Origin of the sequence: Bifidobacterium jacchi, from assembly GCF_009078285.1 — a bacterium.
Classification (GTDB): domain Bacteria; phylum Actinomycetota; class Actinomycetes; order Actinomycetales; family Bifidobacteriaceae; genus Bifidobacterium; species Bifidobacterium jacchi.
Genome location: NZ_RQSP01000039.1, coordinates 1 through 20903, shown reverse-complemented (window position 1 = coordinate 20903; position 20903 = coordinate 1). Strand labels below are relative to the sequence as shown.

Annotated in this window: 14 protein-coding genes; 3 read left to right on the top strand and 11 right to left on the bottom strand. The window is 62.9% G+C overall.

The window, feature by feature from the left end; translation table 11 throughout:
- Positions 1-359: 359 nt before the first annotated feature.
- Positions 360-1808 (top strand): NADP-dependent phosphogluconate dehydrogenase, encoded by a 1449-nt coding sequence (gene gndA / locus EHS19_RS08865; protein ID WP_151917397.1) that lies wholly within the window; start codon positions 360-362, stop codon positions 1806-1808.
- Positions 1809-2302: 494 nt separating this feature from the next.
- Here the strand turns inward: gndA and EHS19_RS08860 are convergent, their stop codons facing one another.
- From EHS19_RS08860 to EHS19_RS08840, 5 genes are all read right to left on the bottom strand, one after another.
- Entirely contained in the window at positions 2303-3271 is a 969-nt protein-coding gene (locus tag EHS19_RS08860; RefSeq protein WP_151917396.1) for a Ppx/GppA phosphatase family protein, read from the bottom strand.
- Positions 3272-3281: 10 nt separating this feature from the next.
- Complete coding sequence (locus EHS19_RS08855; protein ID WP_151917395.1) at positions 3282-3791, bottom strand: very short patch repair endonuclease; 510 nt, start codon at positions 3789-3791, stop codon at positions 3282-3284.
- A gap of 67 nt (positions 3792-3858) precedes the next feature.
- The gene (locus EHS19_RS08850) at positions 3859-6042 is read right to left on the bottom strand and encodes a RecQ family ATP-dependent DNA helicase (RefSeq protein ID WP_151917398.1); all 2184 of its coding nucleotides are present in this window, start codon (positions 6040-6042) and stop codon (positions 3859-3861) included.
- A gap of 185 nt (positions 6043-6227) precedes the next feature.
- Positions 6228-7481 carry a cystathionine gamma-synthase gene (locus EHS19_RS08845; protein ID WP_151917394.1) on the bottom strand — a complete coding sequence of 418 codons (1254 nt, stop codon included), beginning with the start codon at positions 7479-7481 and terminating at the stop codon, positions 6228-6230.
- A gap of 195 nt (positions 7482-7676) precedes the next feature.
- Positions 7677-8693 (bottom strand): pyridoxal-phosphate dependent enzyme, encoded by a 1017-nt coding sequence (locus EHS19_RS08840; protein WP_151917393.1) that lies wholly within the window; start codon positions 8691-8693, stop codon positions 7677-7679.
- A gap of 721 nt (positions 8694-9414) precedes the next feature.
- On the opposite strand from EHS19_RS08840, the gene EHS19_RS08835 reads away from it, so the two are divergent.
- The gene (locus tag EHS19_RS08835) at positions 9415-10455 is read left to right on the top strand and encodes a D-2-hydroxyacid dehydrogenase family protein (protein WP_241677180.1); all 1041 of its coding nucleotides are present in this window, start codon (positions 9415-9417) and stop codon (positions 10453-10455) included.
- Here the strand turns inward: EHS19_RS08835 and EHS19_RS08830 are convergent.
- From EHS19_RS08830 to EHS19_RS08800, 6 genes are all read right to left on the bottom strand, one after another.
- Complete coding sequence (locus EHS19_RS08830; protein ID WP_151917391.1) at positions 10437-10922, bottom strand: hypothetical protein; 486 nt, start codon at positions 10920-10922, stop codon at positions 10437-10439. The two genes, EHS19_RS08835 and EHS19_RS08830, sit on opposite strands and share 19 nt — an antisense overlap.
- A 340-nt stretch (positions 10923-11262) precedes the next feature.
- Positions 11263-12216 (bottom strand): ABC transporter ATP-binding protein, encoded by a 954-nt coding sequence (locus EHS19_RS08820; protein WP_421745519.1) that lies wholly within the window; start codon positions 12214-12216, stop codon positions 11263-11265.
- A complete protein-coding gene (locus EHS19_RS08815) occupies positions 12213-13010 on the bottom strand; it encodes an ABC transporter ATP-binding protein (RefSeq protein WP_151917388.1) in 798 nt (265 codons plus the stop codon). Before EHS19_RS08815 ends, EHS19_RS08820 begins: the two co-directional genes overlap by 4 nt.
- Positions 13007-13972: an ABC transporter permease gene (locus EHS19_RS08810; RefSeq protein WP_151917387.1), complete on the bottom strand. Its 966-nt coding sequence runs from the start codon at positions 13970-13972 to the stop codon at positions 13007-13009. Before EHS19_RS08810 ends, EHS19_RS08815 begins: the two co-directional genes overlap by 4 nt.
- Complete coding sequence (locus EHS19_RS08805; RefSeq protein ID WP_151917386.1) at positions 13969-14946, bottom strand: ABC transporter permease; 978 nt, start codon at positions 14944-14946, stop codon at positions 13969-13971. The genes EHS19_RS08810 and EHS19_RS08805 overlap by 4 nt, the downstream gene beginning before the upstream one ends.
- A gap of 96 nt (positions 14947-15042) precedes the next feature.
- Complete coding sequence (locus EHS19_RS08800; protein WP_151917385.1) at positions 15043-16935, bottom strand: ABC transporter substrate-binding protein; 1893 nt, start codon at positions 16933-16935, stop codon at positions 15043-15045.
- A gap of 302 nt (positions 16936-17237) precedes the next feature.
- Here EHS19_RS08800 and EHS19_RS08795 point away from each other — a divergent pair, with 302 nt between their 5' ends.
- Positions 17238-18008 (top strand): type III pantothenate kinase, encoded by a 771-nt coding sequence (locus EHS19_RS08795; RefSeq protein WP_151917384.1) that lies wholly within the window; start codon positions 17238-17240, stop codon positions 18006-18008.
- The last annotated feature ends 2895 nt before the right edge of the window (positions 18009-20903 follow it).

The window sequence follows — 20903 nt, the reverse complement described above, 5'->3', positions numbered from 1 at the left end:
AGCGAACAAAATTCGGGAGATCAACCAACAATCCCCGAATAATGATCGCTGACAGCACGCCCCGAAACAGCACCCCCACCTCGCACCGCCACACACGCCAGGCGACCGGACAAGCCGGCGAATCAAACTCGAAACACCGTCGGCACACCAACCGCACACGCCACACACCGCACGCCACGCATCACCGTGAATGCGCGAATGGATGAAAACCGCACAACAACCGCACAATAACCGTACAATCGCCGCGCATTGGCACGACGGCGTAATAGACTGGGTTGCGGCAATCCGCACAAACCGCGTGCAGCGCGCGCACCCGCGCGAACGAACTGCATACACGGCAATCATCGGAAGGAAGCATTATGACCGCTGAAGCGAACGTCGGCGTGGTCGGCCTCGCCGCCATGGGCGCGAGCCTGGCCCGCAATCTCGCACGTCACGGCAACAAGGTGGCTGTGTTCAACCGCCACTATTCGCGCACCGAAAAGCTGATCAACGAGCACGGCAGCGAAGGCACGTTCTACCCCGCCAAGACCATGGAGGAGTTCGTCGCATCGCTGACCAAGCCGCGCACCGCGATCATCATGGTCAAGGCCGGCGAACCGACCGACGACATGATCAACCAGCTCGCCGATCTCATGGAGCCGGGTGACATCATCGTCGACGCCGGCAATGCGCACTTCCCCGACACGATCCGCCGCGAAAAGGCGATCGCAGCCCGCGGCATGCACTTCGTCGGCTGCGGCGTCTCCGGCGGCGAGGAGGGCGCACTGCTCGGCCCGTCCATGATGCCAGGCGGCTCCGAGGAGTCATGGAAGACCCTCAAGCCGATCTTCGAGTCGATCGCGGCAAAGGTTGACGGCGAGCCGTGCGTCACGCACATCGGCGAGAACGGCGCCGGCCACTTCGTCAAGATGGTGCACAACGGCATCGAATACTCCGACATGCAGCTGATCTCCGAAAGCTACGATCTGATGCGTCGCGCGCTGGGCATGACCCCGGCCGAGATCGGTGACGTGTTCGAGGAGTGGAACAAGACCGAGCTTGATTCCTACCTGATCGAGATCACCGCCGAGGTGCTGCATCAGGTCGATCACAAGACCGGCAAGCCTCTGGTGGATGTGATCGTCGACCATGCCGGCATGAAGGGCACCGGCACGTGGACCGTCCAGTCCGCGCTCGACCTCGCCGTGCCGGTCACCGGCATCGCCGAAGCCGTGTTCGCACGTGGCCTGTCCGGCCAGACCGAACTGCGCGCCGAAGCCCAGAAGCAGGCGTTCGAGGGACCGTCCGGCGTGGTGCCGATGGCCGAGGAAGACAAGATCGCGTTCATCAACGACATCCGCGAGGCGCTGTACGCCTCCAAGATCGTCGCCTACGCGCAGGGATTCAACGAGATCACCGAAGCCGCCAAGGTGTACGACTGGAAGATCGATCTGGCTGCGGTGGCGCGCATCTGGCGCGGCGGCTGCATCATTCGCGCCAAGTTCCTCAACCGCATCTCCGAGGCGTTCGAGTCCGGCGACGCGAACGTGTCGCTGCTGTTCGCCCCGTATTTCAAGGATGCGATCGAAACGGCGGAGCGCTCGTGGCGCCGCGTGGTGTCGCGCGCGATCTCCTTCGGCATCCCGGTGCCGGTGTTCGCCTCGTCGCTCGAATACTTCGACGGCCTGCGTTCGCCGCGTCTTCCCGCCGCCCTGATCCAGGGCCAGCGCGACCTGTTCGGCGCGCACACCTACCAGCGCGTTGACGAGCCCGGCGCATTCCACACGCTGTGGACCGAGGAGGGCCGCCCGGAGATTCAGGCGTAGCGATTCGTCTGAATTCCGCGCTGCACCAGTCCGCGCTGCACAAGCAACCTGCGTCAGAAGTTCGTTGACGCATTCACTATCCCTCAGTCCTGCTTCGCAGGCCAGCTCGATCCGCAATCACGGACGCGCTGCGCGCGCGGTCTGCCGGCTCGCCGGTCGGCTCGCACAGCACCTACAAACAGCTCCGCTGTTTGCTTTACGGTGCTGTCCTGACAAGGGGAGCTGGCAATAATCAACGAACTTCTGACGCGGCTCACCAGCAGCCCAAAACAGCAAGAGACCCGCATGGCCGGCATTCGCTAGCCACGCGGGTCTTTTGCTGCCGCTGATATTGCTTCTATTTTTTTATTATTTATTTATTTATTGGTTGGTTGATTTATTGAATTATTGATGATTGACTGATTCGCTGATATCGCTGCCATATCGGATATTAGATATTAGATATCCGATATCAAATATCCGATATCCGATCAATCCGACGCAATCCGACGCGATCAGAAACCAAGCCGCGTGCGACCGAACTGGTCCAGCCAGCGCAGAATCGCACCTTCGCGAAGCGCCCACGGGCAGATCTCGACCTCTTCGATGTCAAGCGCGCGCATGATCTCATCAGCCACGATGCCGCCGCCGACGATCTGCATCGTGCGCTCGGGCGTGATGCCAGGCAACGCCACCCGCTGTTCGGGTGAGATCGCAGCAAGGCGCGGAATCCAATCCTCCAGCTGCTCGCGGGTCATCATCCACGTATCCTCACGCCCAGGCTGACGCATGACCGCACCGGCAAGCCGCGCCAGCGAACGGAACGTCTTCGACGTGCCCACCGCATGATTCGGCATCTTGTCGGGCGGCAGCGCCTTGACCACCGGGGTGAGAATCCGCCGCACCTGACGATGCACGTCCTCCAATTCATCAACGCCGGCAGTGCCCTCGGGAAGAAACTCATGGGTGATGCGCCCGGCACCGGCAGGCACCGACATCGCGACCGTAGGCTCCTCATCGGAACCCATCGCCACCTCAAGCGAGCCGCCGCCGATGTCGATCACCAGCAGACGGCCGGCATCCCAGCCATACCAACGGCGAGCGGCAAGAAACGTGAGCCGTGCCTCATCATTGCCGGACAGCACGGTCACCGCCTGCCCGATGCGCTCCTCGATGCGATGCAGAATCTTGTTGCCATTCGTCGCATCGCGTATCGCCGACGTCGCCAACGCCAACAGCTGCGTGATCTCATATTCCTCGGCGAGCCGCATGCACTGGTCGACCGCTTCGATGATCGCCTCGATGCCGGCCTTGCGAATCGATCCGTCCTCCTTGAGATACTGCATGAGCCGAACCGTGCTCTTCGTGCTCGCCTCCGGTTCGGGCCGCGCTCCCGGCGCCGCGTCGACGATGAGCATATGGACCGTGTTGGAGCCGATATCCAGCACGCCGAGACGAGTGGCGTGCGACCGTAGATTCACCATAGTCGCCAACCTACTCGCCTTGGTCGGCATCGCGCAAATCGGCGGAGCCGCGGCCGGACGCTGCCTCGCCGCTGCCGCCGCCACCGACGACGGCACCGCCGACGATCTGCCGATACAGCCGTTCCAGGCGCGCCTGTCGCAGTGGCTTGGCAAGTTCGCATTCCCACACGACGATCACGCGCCAACCTGCGGCGGCCAGCTCGGCATGCTGCCGAGCGTCACGATCGCGGTTGCGCACCAGCTTGGCCGTCCAGAATTCCACGTTCGACTTCGGCATCGTGCAGTGCGGGCACCCCTCGTGCATGTGCCAGAAGCAGCCGTTGACGAAGACGATCGTATGCCACTTGGGCAGAACGATATCGGGATGCCCGGGATATCGCCGATCATTCTTGCGAAACCGCAGACCTTGGCGGAACAGATAGCCGCGGACCAGCATTTCGATCGACGTATCCTTGCCGCGGATATGCGACATAATGTAGCTTCGCGTGCCGCGCTCGTATCGTTCACTCACGGCTACCATTATCCATGATCAGGCGGCGCACATGATCAGGCAGCTGCCCATGATCAGGCGGCGCACATCAGCGTTGTCAGCCGGCGAACTGTGCGATCGCGTCCATGAATCGCCGGCCGTACTTGGCGAGTTTGCTCTCCCCCACGCCGTTGACCGCCAGAAACGCGGCATCGTCAGCCGGGCGCAGCCGGGCCATATCGCGCAGCGTGCGATCATTGAACACCATGTAGGGCGGCAGTCCGTTGTCGCGTGCGATGGAGAGACGAACCTCGCGAAGCCGCTGGAACAGCGATTCGGCATCGCCATCGTCTGGCGTGAACGAGCCGAGCGCAGCACCATTTGAATCAGAGCCGCTTGAGCCGGCACCGCCAGAGCCGGCACCGCCACCGAAGCCAGCGCCGCCACCGAAGCCAGTGCCTTGGGCGTCACCGAACAAGCGATCTCGGCCACGATTGCGCCCGCCACCGCCGGGCGCCGCGCCGAGGCCCGCACGCCGCGAGCGCTCCACGCGCTTGATCTCGTAATGGAAATCCGGCGCGACCGTCTCCGCGGCGCGCGGCCCGAATCCGACGATCGGCATACGCCCCTCGGAGATGAACAGGAATCCGTCGGTCGTCATCTGACTGAGCACATCGCGCACCCGTGCCTCGGGCACATCGCGCAAACCGCCGTAACTCGGGCAGCGATCAAGACCGCGACCGGTCACATCCTGCGCACGCGATCCGCGCAGCACCGCAACGATTCTGCCCGAGCCGAATCCCTGCCGCACGGGCGCGCTGCCCGGCCGGCCCTGATCGTCATAGTCGTACATCACATCGTGCACGCAACGGCTGATCAGCCGCGCGATCGCAGTCACATCGATCGTCTCGAACGTGTGATCGCAGTTGGTGCAGCCGCCCTTGCATGTGCGCTTCGCCGGCGTCGATTCGCCACCACCCGATTCGGTGCCACCCGACGCGCCGCCAACCACACCGACCTCACCGACAGCAGCATCACCCCCGGTTTCGCCGAAATACCGCGTCATGTACACATGCAGGCAGTCGGTGGTGCGGCAGTAGCCGATCATCGCGTCGAGCAGACGGCGTTTGTTGCGGCGCACGATCTCCTGCTCGTCGGCGCTGAGCCGCTCGTTCTCGTAGTCGCTGTCGAGCAGTCGGCGACGGGTGACGATATCCGATTCGTTCCACAGCAGCGTGCATCGGCTCGGCTCGCCGTCGCGGCCCGCGCGACCGGCCTCCTGATAGTACGCCTCGATCGACTCGGGCATGTTGTGATGAATCACGTAGCGCACATTCGATTTGTCGATGCCCATGCCGAACGCGTTCGTGGCGACGACGACCGGCACCGCGTCGTTGACGAAGTCGCGTTGGGCGGCCTCGCGCTGCCCGGCCGGCATGCCGCCATGATAGGCGACCGCGATGGGGCCGCTACCGGTTGCAATACCGCCCACCGCAGCATCATCGCCGCCGCGCGCCCGCCGCAACTCGGGCACGACCCGATTGAGTGATTCGGCGAGCGCCTCGGTGTCCTTGCGCGTGGCGCAGTAGACGATGCCGGATTCGTTCGGATGCGCGGCCACATAGGCGGCCACCCATGCGGCCTTGCGTTTGGTTTCCATGCGAATGACGTCGAAATACAGGTTGTCGCGGTCGAATCCGGTGACCGTCACCTTGGGGTCGTTGAGTCCGAGCATGCGAATGATGTCGGCGCGCACCTTTTCGGTGGCGGTCGCGGTGAATGCGGCGACGGTGGGCCGATGCGGCAGCGATGCGATGAACTCGCCGATGCCCAGATAGGATGATCGGAAATCCTGTCCCCATTGGGAGACGCAGTGCGCTTCATCGACGGCGACGAGCGCGATCGGCACGCGCGCGGCGAAATCGCGGAATCGTCCGGTTTCCAAGCGTTCCGGCGCGACGTACAGCAGTCGCACACCGCCTTCTGCCGCCTGAGCGAGCACTGCGAACTGCTCGTCGGCGCTCTGCGTGGTGTTGATGAACGCGGCGGGGATGCCGATGTCGTTGAGTGCGTCGACCTGATCGCGCATCAGCGAGATCAGCGGCGAAATGACCACGGTCAGGCCGTTGAGCAGCGTGGCGGGAATCTGATAGCACACGGATTTGCCGGCACCGGTCGGCATCACGCCGAGCACGTCGCGTCCGGCGAGAATCGTTTCGACCAGACCGGCCTGACCGGGGCGGAACGCATCGTATCCGAAATACCTGCGCAGCGCGGCAAGCGCGGCATCGGAATGCGTCATCATGTCAGTGTTGCCATCCGTCGTCATGCACCCCACCTTACCGCGAGGTCGGCCATGCCGCGCAGCTCGGCCGGTCTCGCAGCGCTGCCGCCACCGCGCAACCGCCACCGCACAACCGCGGCGACCGCCGTAGAGCAGCGGCCACCGCATGTCAGCGGCCGTACAGCAAACCGCCGTATCGCAATCTACTGTGCGGAGACGGCGGCCAGCGCCTGATCGAGGTCGGCGATCAGATCATCCACGCCTTCAATGCCCACCGAAATGCGCACCAGGTTGGCAGGCACCTGCAGCGTGGTGCCGGAAACCGAGGCGTGCGTCATCGCCGCCGGCACCTCGATCAGCGATTCGACGCCGCCCAGCGACTCGGCCAGCGTGAACAGGCGCGTATGATCGACAAATCGCTTCGCCGCCTCGGCACCGGCCGCGAGCTGCACCGACACGACGCCACCGAAACCGCCGTGCATCTGCCGGGCGGCGATCTCGTGGCCCGGATGCGACTCCAAGCCCGGATACCACACGCGCTCCACCACGTCGCGCGGCTGCGATTCCAGCCATTGCGCGATCTTCAGCGCATTGGCGCTATGCCGACGCACGCGCAGATCGAGGGTCTTGAGCCCGCGGATCTCCAGCCACGAGTCGAACGGGGAGGGCACGGCACCGGCGGCGTTCTGCAGGAACGCGGCCTTCTCTCGCGTTTCCTCATCATTGACGACGATCGCGCCTCCGACGATGTCGGAATGGCCGCCGATGTACTTGGTGGTCGAATAGACGACCGCATCGGCACCCTCGTCAAGCGGATGCTGAAGCGCCGGCGAGGCGAACGTGTTGTCGACGACCACCTTGACGCCGTGCGCGTGCGCCACGGCCGCCGTCGCGGCGATGTCGGTGATGTTGAGCAGCGGGTTCGAGGGAGTCTCGACCCAGATCACCTTGTAGTCCTTGGATTCCAGCGCCGCGGAGACGGCCGCCGTATCGGTGATGTCCACCACGTCGAGCCCGACGCCCCACGGCACGAACACCTTGGACAGCAGTCGGTAGGTGCCGCCGTACACGTCGTCGCCGAGCAGCACGTTGTCGCCGGGGCGCAGCGTGGAGCGCAGCAGCACGTCGATGGCGGCGAGTCCCGAGGAGAAGCTGAGCGCGTACTTCGCACCCTCGACGGCGGCGAGCTGCTCGTCGAAGCTGGTGCGCGTCGGGTTGATCGAACGCGAGTAGTCGTGGCCGCCGCGCAGGCCGAGCACACCGTCCTGCTTGAACGTGGACGTCATGTAGATGGGGGTGACGACCGCGCCCGTGGTAGGGTCGGGGGTCTGGCCGGCGTGGATGGCGCGGGTGGCGAGCGCGTCGGCGGAGAAATCAGTGGCGGCTGCGGGGTTGGTGGCGTTGGCAGGGTTGGAGGCGACGGTTGCGGCGGCGGGCGTGGCGGCGGGCGTGGTCATTGCTTGCTCCTTGATGGCTTGGTATGGGTGATTGATGGCTGTGTGTTGTGGCTTTGTTGTGGCCGTACGTTGCAGGGATGCGGTTTTCGGATTGTGCTGTGGAATATGCTTTGGATTGCTCTTCCGATTGCGCTGCCTTGCGATGCGTCTCGTTGCTGCGAGGCTTCACGATGCTGCGAGACTGCTCGCGCGGGTTTACAGATACTGCTCGACGAGCGACGGGCGCGTGGTCGCCTCGACCACATCCGCGTAGCCGTGGGCGCGCATCCAGTCGTCGTTGAAGATCTTCTCCAGGTAGCCGCGCCCGGAATCCGGCAGCAGCACGACGACAATCTGGTTCTCGTCGAGATCGTGCTCTTTCGCGTAGCGCACGGCGCTGACCACGGCCATGCCGGACGAGCCGCCCACCAGCAGCCCCTCCTCGGCAGCGAGACGCCTGGTCATGAGGAACGCGTCATGATCATTGACGCGCACGATGTCGTCGGTGATGGTGCGGTCGAACGCCTTCGGGTAGAAATCCTCGCCGACGCCTTCGATATCGTACTGGTGAATCGTGTCGCCGGGGCCCGCCGAGTAGATCGAGCCCGCCGGGTCGGAGCCGATCACCTTGACCGCGCCGCCGGAAACCTCCTTGAGGTAGCGGCCGGTGCCGGAGATCGTGCCACCGGTGCCGATGCCCGCCACGAAGTGCGTCACCTTGTGGTCGGTGTCCTCCCAGATTTCGGGACCGGTGGTGTGGTAGTGGCTGTCGGGGCCGTTGGGATTGTCGTATTGGTTGGGGCGGTAGCCGCCGGGGATCGCCTTGGCGAGCCGGTCGGCGACCTGATAGTAGGATCGCGGATCGTCGGGGCCGGCGTCGGTGGGTGTGACGACGATTTCCGCTCCGTATGCCTTCAGCACGTCGCGCTTGGACTGGCTGACCTTGTCGGGCAGGGTGAAGATCGTGCGGTAGCCGCGGCTGAGCGCCACGAGGGCGAGTCCGACGCCGGTGTTGCCGGAGGTCGGCTCGACGATCACGCCGCCCGGCTTGAGTTCGCCGCTGCGTTCGGCCGCGTCGATGATGCGTTCGGCGATGCGGTCCTTGGAGGAGCCGCCCGGGTTGAGATATTCGATTTTGGCGGCGATGGTGGCTTTGACGCCGTCGGTGACATGGTTGAGCTTGACGAGAGGGGTGTGGCCGATGAGTTCGGTGATGCTGTTGTGGATGGTCATGATGATCCTCGTTTGATTTGATGCCGCTTGAACCGTTTGGTCGGCGCGCGTTGGCGGGTGTGGTCTGGATGGTCCTGGATGGGTTGGTACGACAGCTTTGATTATCGGATAGCTCGATGTCGCGTGGGGCGCCCGGTCCGGCAGTTGATCGATCGCGGATGAAACGGGATTCATGTGAGTCGGTGTCGGTTCGTGTTCCTCTTCGGATACGCCGCAAGCTCTGGTATGACAAGCGTGTGGCTGCGTCCCCATGCGGGTCATGATTCTATTCGGGGGAATCACGATGCAGTAAGGTTCCAATACGCTTGATGGCTTCCAACAACCGGGAGCACCCATCTATGGAACTACAGGGAAACTACTGGAAACGCGAGGAACTCCGGTACACGCGAAGAATGAATCCTATCTCAAGTTATGCGTTGTCAACCGCCTGCCCAACCCCAGCATGGGGCGGCGCGGTCAGCGACAACAGCAACAACACATGAGATACGTCATGACTCATACCATACCACCGCCCTCCACCCCGGCGTGTCGCACACGAGGTGTCTCATTTGAACATGAGCGCGAAATCCGCAACGCATCACAGGAACGAACTTGAATGAACTAGAGTGAAGGCATGAACGAACACACCAGGCACGTCATCGCATCCACGGTCACCTCATCGGGGGCAGAGCCACCGTATATCGAAACACAGTCGGATCGAACCGATCTGCCGCTGGCGGTGATGCCGTGCGTCGTGGCGTCGATGATCGAGCCGTTCCGCGCGAATCTGCCGCTGCTGCACGACGTGGCGCGCGTGCGCATGTACACCGACACCACGCTTGACGAGAACGAGATCACACGCCGTGCCGCCGGAGCGGATGCGGTCATGGTCATCGGCTTCCATGTGGGCGATTCGCTGCTCGGTCGGCTCGGCATCAACCCGCCCAACCCGTCGAATCGGCGCGGGGATTCACGTACCGATTCGGACGGCAATTCGGACGGCATTTCGCATATCGATTCTCATGGCGGCGGCAACACCGTGCGCTGCTTCGCGTTCGGCGGCACCGGCGTGGCCAGCTACATTGATCTCGACGCGGCGCGCAGCCGTGGCATCAGCGTGCGCAACGTGGTGCATTACGGGGATTCGTCGGTGGCGGAGCACGCGTTCGCACTGCTCATGGAGCTGTCGCGCGGCGTGGGGCGTCAGGATGCCGCGGTGCGCCGGGGCGACTGGTCCGGCTTGGATGGATTCGCGCTCAACGGCAAGACGCTTGGCATCGCCGGATTCGGCGGCATCGGGCGCGCTGTGGCGCGTATCGCGCGAGGATTCGGCATGCGTGTGGCGGTGTGGAACTCGCATGTGGACCCGGTTGCGGCGCGCGAACTCGGCGTGAAACTCGTCGATGATCTGGGGGATCTCATGGCCCGTTCGGATGCGTTCAGCGTGCATCTGCCGCTGTTGGAGTCCACGGCTGGTCTGATCACGGCCGAGCATCTTGATCGGCTACAGCCGGGAACATTGTTCGTGAATACGGCCCGCGCCGAAGTGATCGAACATGGCGCGCTGACGGCCCGGCTCGCCCGAGGCGATATCAGAGCGGGACTCGACGTGTTCGAGCATGAGCCGCTGCCTGCAAACGATCCCCTGCGATCAATGCCGAACGTGGTGCTCACCCCGCATGTGGCGTGGCGCGACGACGAAGCCTACGTAAGCCTGACCCGCCAGGTCTTCCAATCGGTCGCCTCGTTCTTCAAAGGCGGCGACTACAACGCCGTCGTGTGACGCACGATGCGAACGATATTGCGTATGTACACCACGATGACCGCCACGCCGAATATCGACAGCAGCATGAGGCCATATACGAAGCCCGGCGTCTGATATCCGTAGCCGCATACCACGATGTCACTGATCGCGCATATCAGCGTGAACGCGATCATCAATGCGATGCGTAGCAGCTCGCATACGAGTCGCGCGCGCGGCATGCGACGCAGGAACAGCACGACCACGCTGATCAGGATCACCGTCTGCACGCAACTGATGGCGGTAAACGACCAGAAACGCGACGGTTCGCGCAGAAACGCCGTTTCAGGAAACTCCCGAATCACCGATTCGATGCCGTAGGGAATGTAACTGTACTTCCAATACGCCAGCAAAGCCTCCCATGCGATGGCCACGATGATGGCAACCGCTGTCTTATATGCGGCAGGAATCGCCGGGAATCTCCTAGGCAATGAGACAGATGCCGACATGATGCATCACCTTCACAATAAAGTCTGTACGCAGTAGATCGTTCGTAGGTCTGGTCGGTCTACCTATATGATGATCAGCTTTGCAATTGTGATGTACTTCTGCTCAGCTCGAATAATCACCCGACTGGGCATTGGACGCGCCCCAAGCCACTGGGGGTAGAAATCGGAAACAGCCGGCTCGGCGGAGAAGAAACTCTCGATAACGCCGACCTTGATATGAGGATAAGCCTTTGCTGAGTGCAGACTCAAAGCATGCTGCACAAATGCACGCACTCATCACAAAACACCTATTGGTCTGTCTCACGAATATGCGAGGCAGGAGGAGCCGCAGGCGTGGCGGTCAGAGGGTGGCGGCGGCGATGAGAGCGCACGTGTAGTCGGATTGCGGGTGAGACAGAATCCGTTCGGTGGGGCCGCTCTCAGCGACGCGACCTTCGTGCAGCACGAGCACACGATCCGCGATATGTCGCACAATGCCAAGATCATGCGACACCATCACCAGCGATGTTTCACGCCCTGTTTCACGACCGTGGTGCAGCATCGCCTCGAACGCCCGAAGAATCTGAATGCGCGCAACCACGTCAATGGCACTCATCGGCTCATCAGCCAGCACCACGCGCGGTTCGGTGATCAGCGCGCGCGCGATCGCCACCCGTTGCGCCTGTCCGCCGGACATATCGATCGGATAGCGATCCAGCATCTCATCGGGGTCCAACCCTGCAATCCGCAGCGCATTCGAGGCGCGACGCAACAGCTCGTCGCGCCCAAGGACTCGATCGCGAATACGCAACGGCTCGCAGATCGACTGCCACACACGCCAACGCGGGTCCAGCGAGGAAAACGGGTCCTGAAACACCAGACCGGATTCACGACGCAGCAGATCACGTACGCGCACGGCAGCGCCCGCAGCCGAATCCCCCACCGCACCCACGGCAGCGTCTCCCGCAGCTGAATTCCCAACAGCCGCCTCCGCAGCACCCGCGGCTTCAACCGTCGCATTCAGCGACGAACCCCGGTACAGCACCTCACCCGAATCAGCCGAATCAAGACCGAACATGATGCGCGTCAGCGTGGTCTTGCCCGAACCTGACCCGCCGATCACAGCAAGGCACTCCCCCGGCCGCACATCGGCGGACACGTCGAACAACACCTGATTGGCTCCCTGCCGGCCGGCATCGCCTCGGCCCGCAACATCACGGCCAGCGCCTCGCCAGAACCGCCGCCCGCCGACTGCACGACCAAACGACTTGCTGATGTGGCGAACAGCAAGAATCGGCGATATCTCATGCATCACAACTCACGATCCCTTCCACTGTCCGCACGTCGTAGCGACAGTTCACGGGCGGCTTCGACCAGACGCGCGGTCTGTGGCACCGACGGGCGCGCAAGCAGATCAGCGGTCGTGCCACCGTCCACGATGCGGCCGGCGTCGATCACAGAGCATTGCGTGGTGGCGCGCGCGAGCACGGCGAAATCATGGGTGATGAACAGCATGGACGCGCCGGCATCGTCCACCAGCGACACCAGCAGATCGACGATCTGACGTTGCACGATCGAATCAAGCGCCGTCGTCGGCTCGTCGGCGATGATGAATCGCGGCGAGGTGATCAGTGCGGTCGCAATCGCCACGCGCTGCTGCTGACCGCCGGACAGTTCATGCGGATACCGGTCGGCGGCCTCGGCCGGCAATCCGACCTTGCTGAGCATGGCGAACACGCGATCGCGCCGTTCGGAACGGTTCAGATCATAGTGCAGGCTCAACGGCAGTTCGATCTGACGTGCCACGGTCGTCACCGGATTCAGCGCAATGGCCGGATTCTGGAACACCATGCCCACATATCGGCCACGCAGATCAGCCAATGCGATATCATCCGCGCCGACCACCTGGGTGCCGCCAAGCAGAATGGAACCCGTCACGTTCGCATTCAGCGGCAGCAATCCCATGATCGCCCGCGCAATCATCGATTTGCCCGAACCGGACGAGCCGATCAGGCCGACGCGAGTCCCATCGGCGATGCTCATGTCAACATCGCGCACAATGGCCCTGCCGCCGATCGCAATGTTCAGTCCGCGAATCTCGACGCTCATTGCGTGCCTCCCAGCTTCGCTCCGTCGCCCATGACATCGCCGCCTGCATTGCCGTCGCCGCAGTCACCGCTGCCGCAACCACCGTCGCCACCATCGCCGCCGCAGCCACCAACGCCCTGCCGCAGCCGCGCATTCGACAGCGGGTCCGCGGCGTCGCGCAGCACGTCACCGAACACGTTCAGCGCCACGACCACGACGGTGACGATCAGTCCCGGCCATAGGACCGTCAGCGGATACACGTTGATGAACTTGACCGACGTGGCGAGCGAATGCCCCCAACTGGGCACGCCGGACGGCACACCGATGCCCAAGTATGTCAAGCCGCTTTCCGCAAGCACTGCGGTGCCGGCCGACAGCGACGACTGCACGATCAGCACCGGCATCATATTCGGCACGATATGCCGCACGAACACCCACCAGGCCGACGCGCCGGACGCGCGCGCCGACTCCACGTAGCTCGACCGCGCCGCGAGCATCGCCGCAGGACGCGCCACGCGAGCCAGATTCAGCCCGTATCCGAACCCGCAGGCGGCGACGATCACCATGATCGACGCGCCGAGCGGCACCGCGAGAATCAGCGCCAACAGCACGGTCGGGATCGAAATCAGCGCATCGACCACCACGACGGATACGGATGCCAATGCCGAACTGCGCGAGACCATCGCGGCGACCAGCAGTGCACCGAAGGCGAGCGCCACCGCCACGGTCAGCACGACGATCAGCAGATTCGTGCGGGCTCCGGCCATCAGCCAGCTGAGCACGTCGGCTCCGGTACCGTCGGTGCCGAGCCAATGTGCGGCGGACGGCTTCGCCCACACGTGATAGCCGTCGGTTTCAAGCAATGGGCGCGGCGTCCAGAACATCGCGACGATCGCGACCAGCAGCCACAGGCCAAGCACGACCAGCGCGAACCGCCCCTCGCCGCGACGCCACATCGACCGCAGCACAACGACAGCACTCATGCGATCACCTCCGCAACACCAGCAGCCGCCGCAAGCCGCGGGTCCAGCGCACGATGCAGCAGATCGACAATCAGTCCGATCATCAGAAAGAACGCGGCGAGCATGAACAGTTCGCTCTGCACGGCGATCAGATCGCGATTGCCCACGTCGGTGACCAGCCCCGAACCGATGCCGGGCAGCGCGAACAGATTCTCGATGACCATGACGCCGGTGATCATCTCGGCGAACGTCAGACCGATCACCGACACCAGCTGCGGCATGGCGAGCCGCAATCCGACCCGAATCACCGCAGCGCGTCGCGTCATGCCGCACGCCATCGCCATGTCAAGATGCCCCGACGAGGCGACCTCGCCCAGCGCCGAGCGCACGTAACGCATCAGCGAAGCGCCGACGATGATGCCGACCGTCAACGCCGGCAGCACCAGCGACCAGACCGCCGCCCCCGGTGTCTGCCAGCCGTCGAGCGGAAACCCCTGCGCAGGGAACAGGCCGATCAGGCCGCTGCCGCGCGAGAACAGCAGAATCAGCAGCAGTCCGCCCCACAACGCCGGAATCGCGCCGCCGATCAGCCCTGCGACGTGAAACGCGGTCCGCGCCCACGACGAGCGTGCCAGCGTCGCGGCGACACCCAACGGCAGTCCGACCGCGATCGCCACCAGCAGCCCGAGCACGATCAGCGGAAACGTGATCGACGCGCGGGCAGCCACCAGGGCGCTCACCGAGCGGCCGGTGAGCATCGACGTGCCGAAGTCGCCGCGCAGCAGTCCGCCCGCCCAATCGGCGTACTGTGCGACCAGCGGGCGATCGAGCCCAAGCTGCGCGCGCAGGGCCGCGACGCGTTCTGGCGGCGAGTTGAGTCCGGCCATGACGGCCGCCACGTCGCCGGGCAGTATGCGCAGCGCCGCGAACACGACGACGGACACGCCGAACAGCGCCGCGACGAACAGCGCGAGGCGACGGATGATGAATCGCATGGCGGCTACCTCCTGCTGTGTTGCGCCCTGCTACGTTGCGTCATGCTACGTTGCTTCTCTCCACGTTGCGCCCTGCTACGTTGCATCCGGCCGCGGCTACTTCTCGTACGTCACATCGTACAACGGCAGCAGCGTCTGGTTGAGGTTGACCGGCAGCCCCTTGAGCCCCTTGGCCCAGACGGTGGTGACGCGATAGTTGAACAGCCAGTCGGCGGCGGCGTCCTCGGAGACGCGGCGTGCCGCCTGTGCGAGCAGCCGGTCGCGCTGTTCGTCGCTGGTGGCGGCGATCGCCTGCTGGTAGAGCTGCTGCACGTCCTTGCTGTCGTAGCCGTAGTAGTAGGTCGGATCGGCCCACTGGTAGAAGTCGTGGCTTTCGTTGTGGTCCACCAGCGAAATGTCGTACTGCTTGTTGGTGTACACGTCCTCAAGCCATGTGGAGAATTCGACCACGTTCACCTTGAGATCGATGCCGATGGGCTTGAGCTGCGAGCGCAGCTGGTCGCCGAGTTCGGTGCCGTAGATGTTCGCGTAGGTGAGGGTGAGCGTCAGCGGCTTCGATTCGCTGTAGCCGGCTTCGGCCATGAGCGATTTGGCCTTGGCCTCATCGTGCGGGTAGAGGCCGGTCAGGTCCTCGTAGCCGGGGTCGAGCGATGGGATCGGGCCGCCGAGCGCCTTGTCCGCGCCGCCGCGCGAGGCGATCAGCTCCTTGTGATCGATGGCGTAGCGGATGGCCTGCCGCACGCGCTTGTCAGCGGTGGCCTTGCCGGCTGCGTTGTTGAATGCGAGCACGTACTTGTCGGTGTCGTCGCCCGCCTTGACTACGTAGTGGTCCGGGTCGGAGACGAACGGTTCGGCCAGATTCTCGGTGATGGGCGCGAGCGCCTGCACGTCGCCGGATTTGAGCGCGTTGACGGCCGCATTGTCGTCGGCGAGATAACGGACGACCACGGTGGCGGTCTTCGCCTTGTGCTCGCCCCAGTAGTTCGCGTTGGCCTTGAGGGTGATGCTGTCGTTGGCGACGAACTTGGCGACGGTGTACGGACCGGAGCCGATCGCCTCGGTTTTCGCATCGTACTTCGCGTCCTTGTCGAACACGAGTCCGGCACGGCCGGTGAGCGCCCACAGCAGGTTCGAGTTGGGCTCCTTGAGCGTGATCGTGACCGTGTTGGCATCGTCGTCGCCCGTGACCGCCTTGACCGCGGCAAGCGATTCGGCATCATGATACTGGTTCTTGATCAGCTGGTTGATCGACCAGGTCACGTCCTCCGCGGTGAGCTTGTCGCCGTTGGAGAACGCCATGTTCTCATTGAGATGGAACGTGTAGGTCAGGCCGTCCTGGGATTCGTCCCAGCGTTGTGCGATCGCGGGCACGACCTTGTTGTTCTCGTCGCGGGCGACGAGTCCTTCGTACACGTTGCCGATGAGGATCTGGTCAAGCGCCGACCCGGCGGTGGTGCGGATGTCGAGATTGGTGGGGGCGAGCTTGAGACCGATGGTCACGGTGTCGGCCGTGGCTGCGGCGGTATTCGACGCGCCTGCGTTGCCGCCGTTGCTACCGTTGCTGGATTTGCTGGATTTGCCATCACCGAAGGCGAGCGTGATGCCGATGACGATCGCCACCACGGCGATGACCGCGATCAGCGAAAACAGCCAGGCTTTGCTGGATTTGCCGCCGCCGTTGGCACCGCCGCGGTTTCCGCGGTTGCCGCTGCTCTTCGGCCGCTTGGTTCGGCCAGCAAGACTCGCGTCGGTCGTGGCAGATGCGGAGGATGCGGCGGATGCGGAGGCCGCCGCGCTGCCGGTCGATGCGGCTGCGTTCGGCTCGGCGGCCTGTGCTTTCCCAGTCTGTGTGTTGGCTGCGTTCGGCTTTGTTTCGTTGGGCTTGCCGATATTGGATTCGGTCGCGTTGGATTGAGTCTCGTTGGATTGAGTCGCGTTGGATTCGCTGGTTGCGCCGTCGTCGACGTGCACACCGTTGTCCTGTGCCATGATTCTTCCTCTATGTTCGATTATGGTCGTTCGGTTATGGTTTCCTCATGCCGCATTCCCTGCAATCGGATGCGGCGATGCAGTATGGTTGGCCGCCACGACGGGTCGGTCACCGTTTGCCACTATAGCCCCGGGGCTGTAGATGCGCGGCGAGGAACGGCTGGCCGGCATCCGCTCGGCATTCATCTGATATCCACAACAGCCCTACAAAGCAGCCCCACAAACAGAACGATGCACACCACGACGAGCGCACCACGGTAGAATGATGCGCAAGGATTTCACCTCGGCATTGGAGGATTGCTATGCTGGTCGCCGTTGACATCGGCAATACGAACATCGTGATCGGTTTTCTTGACGGCGGCGACATCGTCGGCACCTATCGGGTCACCACGAAGGCGAATCATACGTCGGACGAATACGGGCTGTTCCTCACGCAGTTTCTGCGTATGAGTGGATTTACGCCCGACGACGTGGACGATGTGATCGTCTGCTCGGTGGTACCCAAGGTGATGCATTCGTTCCGTGCGAGCATCGTCAAGTTTCTCGGCGTCGATCCGATGATCGTCGGACCGGGCGTGCGCACCGGCATCAACATCCGCATCGACGATCCCCGCTCGCTGGGCGCGGACATGCTTGCCGACAGCGTCGGCGCCTACGAAGTGTACGGCGGACCGGTGCTGGTGGCCGATTTCGGCACGGCAACCACGTTCGACTACGTTGATGCGAAGGGCACGATCACCTGCGGCATCATCACGACCGGCATCCGCAGCGGCGCGGCGGCATTGTGGGGTGAGACAGCGCAGCTGCCGGAGGTCGAGATCACCAAACCCACCTCGATTCTGGCGACGAACACGCGCACCGCCATGCAGGCCGGACTCTACTACGCGTTCCTTGGTGGCGTCGAACGCACGATCCAGCAGTTCCGCGATGAGATCGGCGAACCGTTCAAAGTGATCGCGACCGGCGGACTGGGCCGCGTGTTCAAGGACGGCACCGACATGATCGACGTCTACGATCCCGATCTGATCTTCAAGGGCATGGCCGCCATCTACCGTCGCAACGTCGCACACTGACACGCCGGGTGCCTGCGGCACCACAGGGCGCCACCGAGTGCCAGTGGCGCCACATGCCCGGTATCCTGCGTCAGACGTTCGCTGACGAATTCGCTGTTCCTCAAGTCAGATTCGCTAATAGCGGCTCCCCTTGTCAGGGGAGCTGTCAGCGTAGCTGACTGAGGGGTAGTAGCACCCTTGGGAACGTTCAACCCGTGTAACTACCCCTCAGTCCCGTTCGCGGGCCGGCTCGCCGCAATCACAGACGCGCTACGCGCGCAGCCTGCCGGCTCGCTGGTCTGTTCGCCTGTTGCCTGCAAGCCTTTGACGGGGGATGCCAGGTATGTGTTGGCCGCAATGGCATGTTGGTTGCCAATTAGCAACCACCGTCCCGTATCGGCGGCCCGTTCGCCGATCCGTCCTTGCGACGCCGTCGGGAATACGCCTGTTTCTGCGATTGCTCCGGTGAGGGGTCCGGCGAAATGAGCCTGCGTCGCGGAACAACAAGCACGGAGCCTCATGCCCTTTGTCGACGCGGCCTGCACGCAATCACGGACGCGCTACGCGCTCGGTGTGTCGGCTCGCTGGTCTGTTCGACTGTTGCCTGCAAGCCTTTGACGGGGGATGCCGGGTGTGTTGGCCGCAATGGCATGTTGGTTGCCAATTGGCAACCACCGTCCCGTATCGGCGGCCCGTTCGCCGATCCGTCCTTGCGACGCCGTCGGGAATACGCCTGTTCCTGCGATTGCTCCGGTACAATAAGTCCGGCGGCGTGGAACATCGAGGACAGAGCGCCATGATGCCGTGTCCGCGGGGGCGATGATGCCGGCCGAGGGATTCTGGCTTGCACCCCCGATTTACCGGCGCACCTCGGCATCGCCCGCATCACAGCCTGCATTCAGGTGATGTCCAGACGGAATCGTTGGAAAATAGGGGTTTTCGAGTGGCATCATCGCGAGATTCCTGCTATGGGCCGGCATGCGAGTGGGACGCAATGTGATTCGAACCTGTTTTTGCGCTGCATCCCACAAATCAGCGGGACGCAACGTGATCCGGGCGTTGTTTCGCGTTGCATCCCACGAATCACCCACGAATCAGCGGGACGCAATGTGATTCGAGCCTGTTCTTGCGTTGCATCCCACGGCTTCGCCCGTATCACAGCCTGCATTCAGGGAATGATCAGGCAAAATCGTTGGAAAATGGCCGTATGCAAGTGAGGACTTCGTGCATGCCTGCTATGGACCGGCACGCGAGTGGGACGCAACGCAATTCAGGCCTGCTTTTGCACTGCATCCCACGAATCAGTGGGATGCAACGCGATTCGGGTACTGTTTTGCACTGCGTCCCGCGAATCACCCACGAATCAGCGGGACGCAATGTGATTCGAGCCTGTTTTTGCGTTGCATCCCACGGCTTCGCCCGTATCACAGCGTGCGTCCAGGGAATGATCAGGAGGAATCGTTGGAAAATGGAGGTTTGCGAGTGGCATCATCGCGAGATTCCTACTATGGGCCGGCACGCGAGTGGGACGCAACGCGATTCGGGCCTGTTCTTGCACTGCATCCCACGGAATAGTGGGACGCAACGCCGTGATGGACCGTTTCCGCGTTGCATCCCACGGCGTCACCCGCATCACAGCCTGCGTTCAGGGGATGTTCAGGCAAAATCGTTGGAAAATGGCCGTATGCAAGTGGCGTCATCGCGGCGTGCCTGCTATGGGTCGGCAGCGAGTGGGACACAACGCAATTCGGGCCTGTTTATGCACTGCATCCCACGAACCAGAGGGACGCAACGCAATTCGGGTACAGTTTTGCACTGCGTCCCACGGAATAGTGGGATGCAACGCAATTCGGGTACTATTTTGCACTGCGTCCCACGAATCAGGGGGACGCAATGTGATTCGAGCCTGTTTCCGCGTTGCGTCCCACGGCATCGCCCGCATCACAGCGTGCGTTCAGGGAACGTTCAGGCGGAATCGTTGGAAAATGGCCGTATGCAAGTGAGGACTTCGTGGCATGCCTGCTGTGGGCCGGCACGCGAGTGGGACGCAACGCAATTCGAGTACTGTTTTGCACTGCATCCCACAAATCAGCGGGACGCAGTTTGATTCCGCCCGCTCCGACTCTGCGTACCATGCCCCGGCACCATCACCCGACAACGGTGCAACCCCTCTGCGCAAGAATTTCTCGGGATTTTCCCCGAGTTCGAGAAAAACATGCGCTAAGAAAGTGCCAGCACAAAAGGGCCAGCGCAAGATAATCTCGAAATGGCCGTCTATCCCGAGAAAAACTTGCGCGGTCGCGCTGTTAATGACGTGATGGGGATGACATGACTGAGGCCGATTCTCGAGTTTCTGTTTCAATCCCAATTCAGTCTCACTCCCCTTCAGGCCACTTGAGCATCATTGCTCGTTCCACTGGTTGCTAATTGGCAACCAACATGCTATTGCAATGCACACATGTCCGAAGACCCGTTGAAGTGGGCTGTTTGTTCGGTCTCCGCGTCACGGGGAGCGGTCACAGGGAGCTGGTTTGGTCACAGGGAGCGCCCGCTCCCTGTGATCAGGGTGTCAGAAACGTCGAAATACCAAGGTTTTCATCAAGCGGTCACAGGGGGGCGACCCGCGCCACGCGACTAAACCCGCGCCCTGTGACCAAACCCGCGCCACGCCAGTGGTACGGAATGCGGAATGGGCGTTGTTTTGCGTCGCATCCCACTAATCACGAATCAGCGGGACGTAGTTGCTAATTGGCAACCAACATGCCATTGCGCTAAACACATACTGGACACATACCGCTGCGCACGCGGCTCTAGTGTCCTGCGTCAGAAATTCATTGACGAATTCACTACCCCTCAGTCCCGCTTCGCGGGCCAGCTCGTCCTGCAATCATGGTCGCGCTTCGCGCGCAGTCTGCT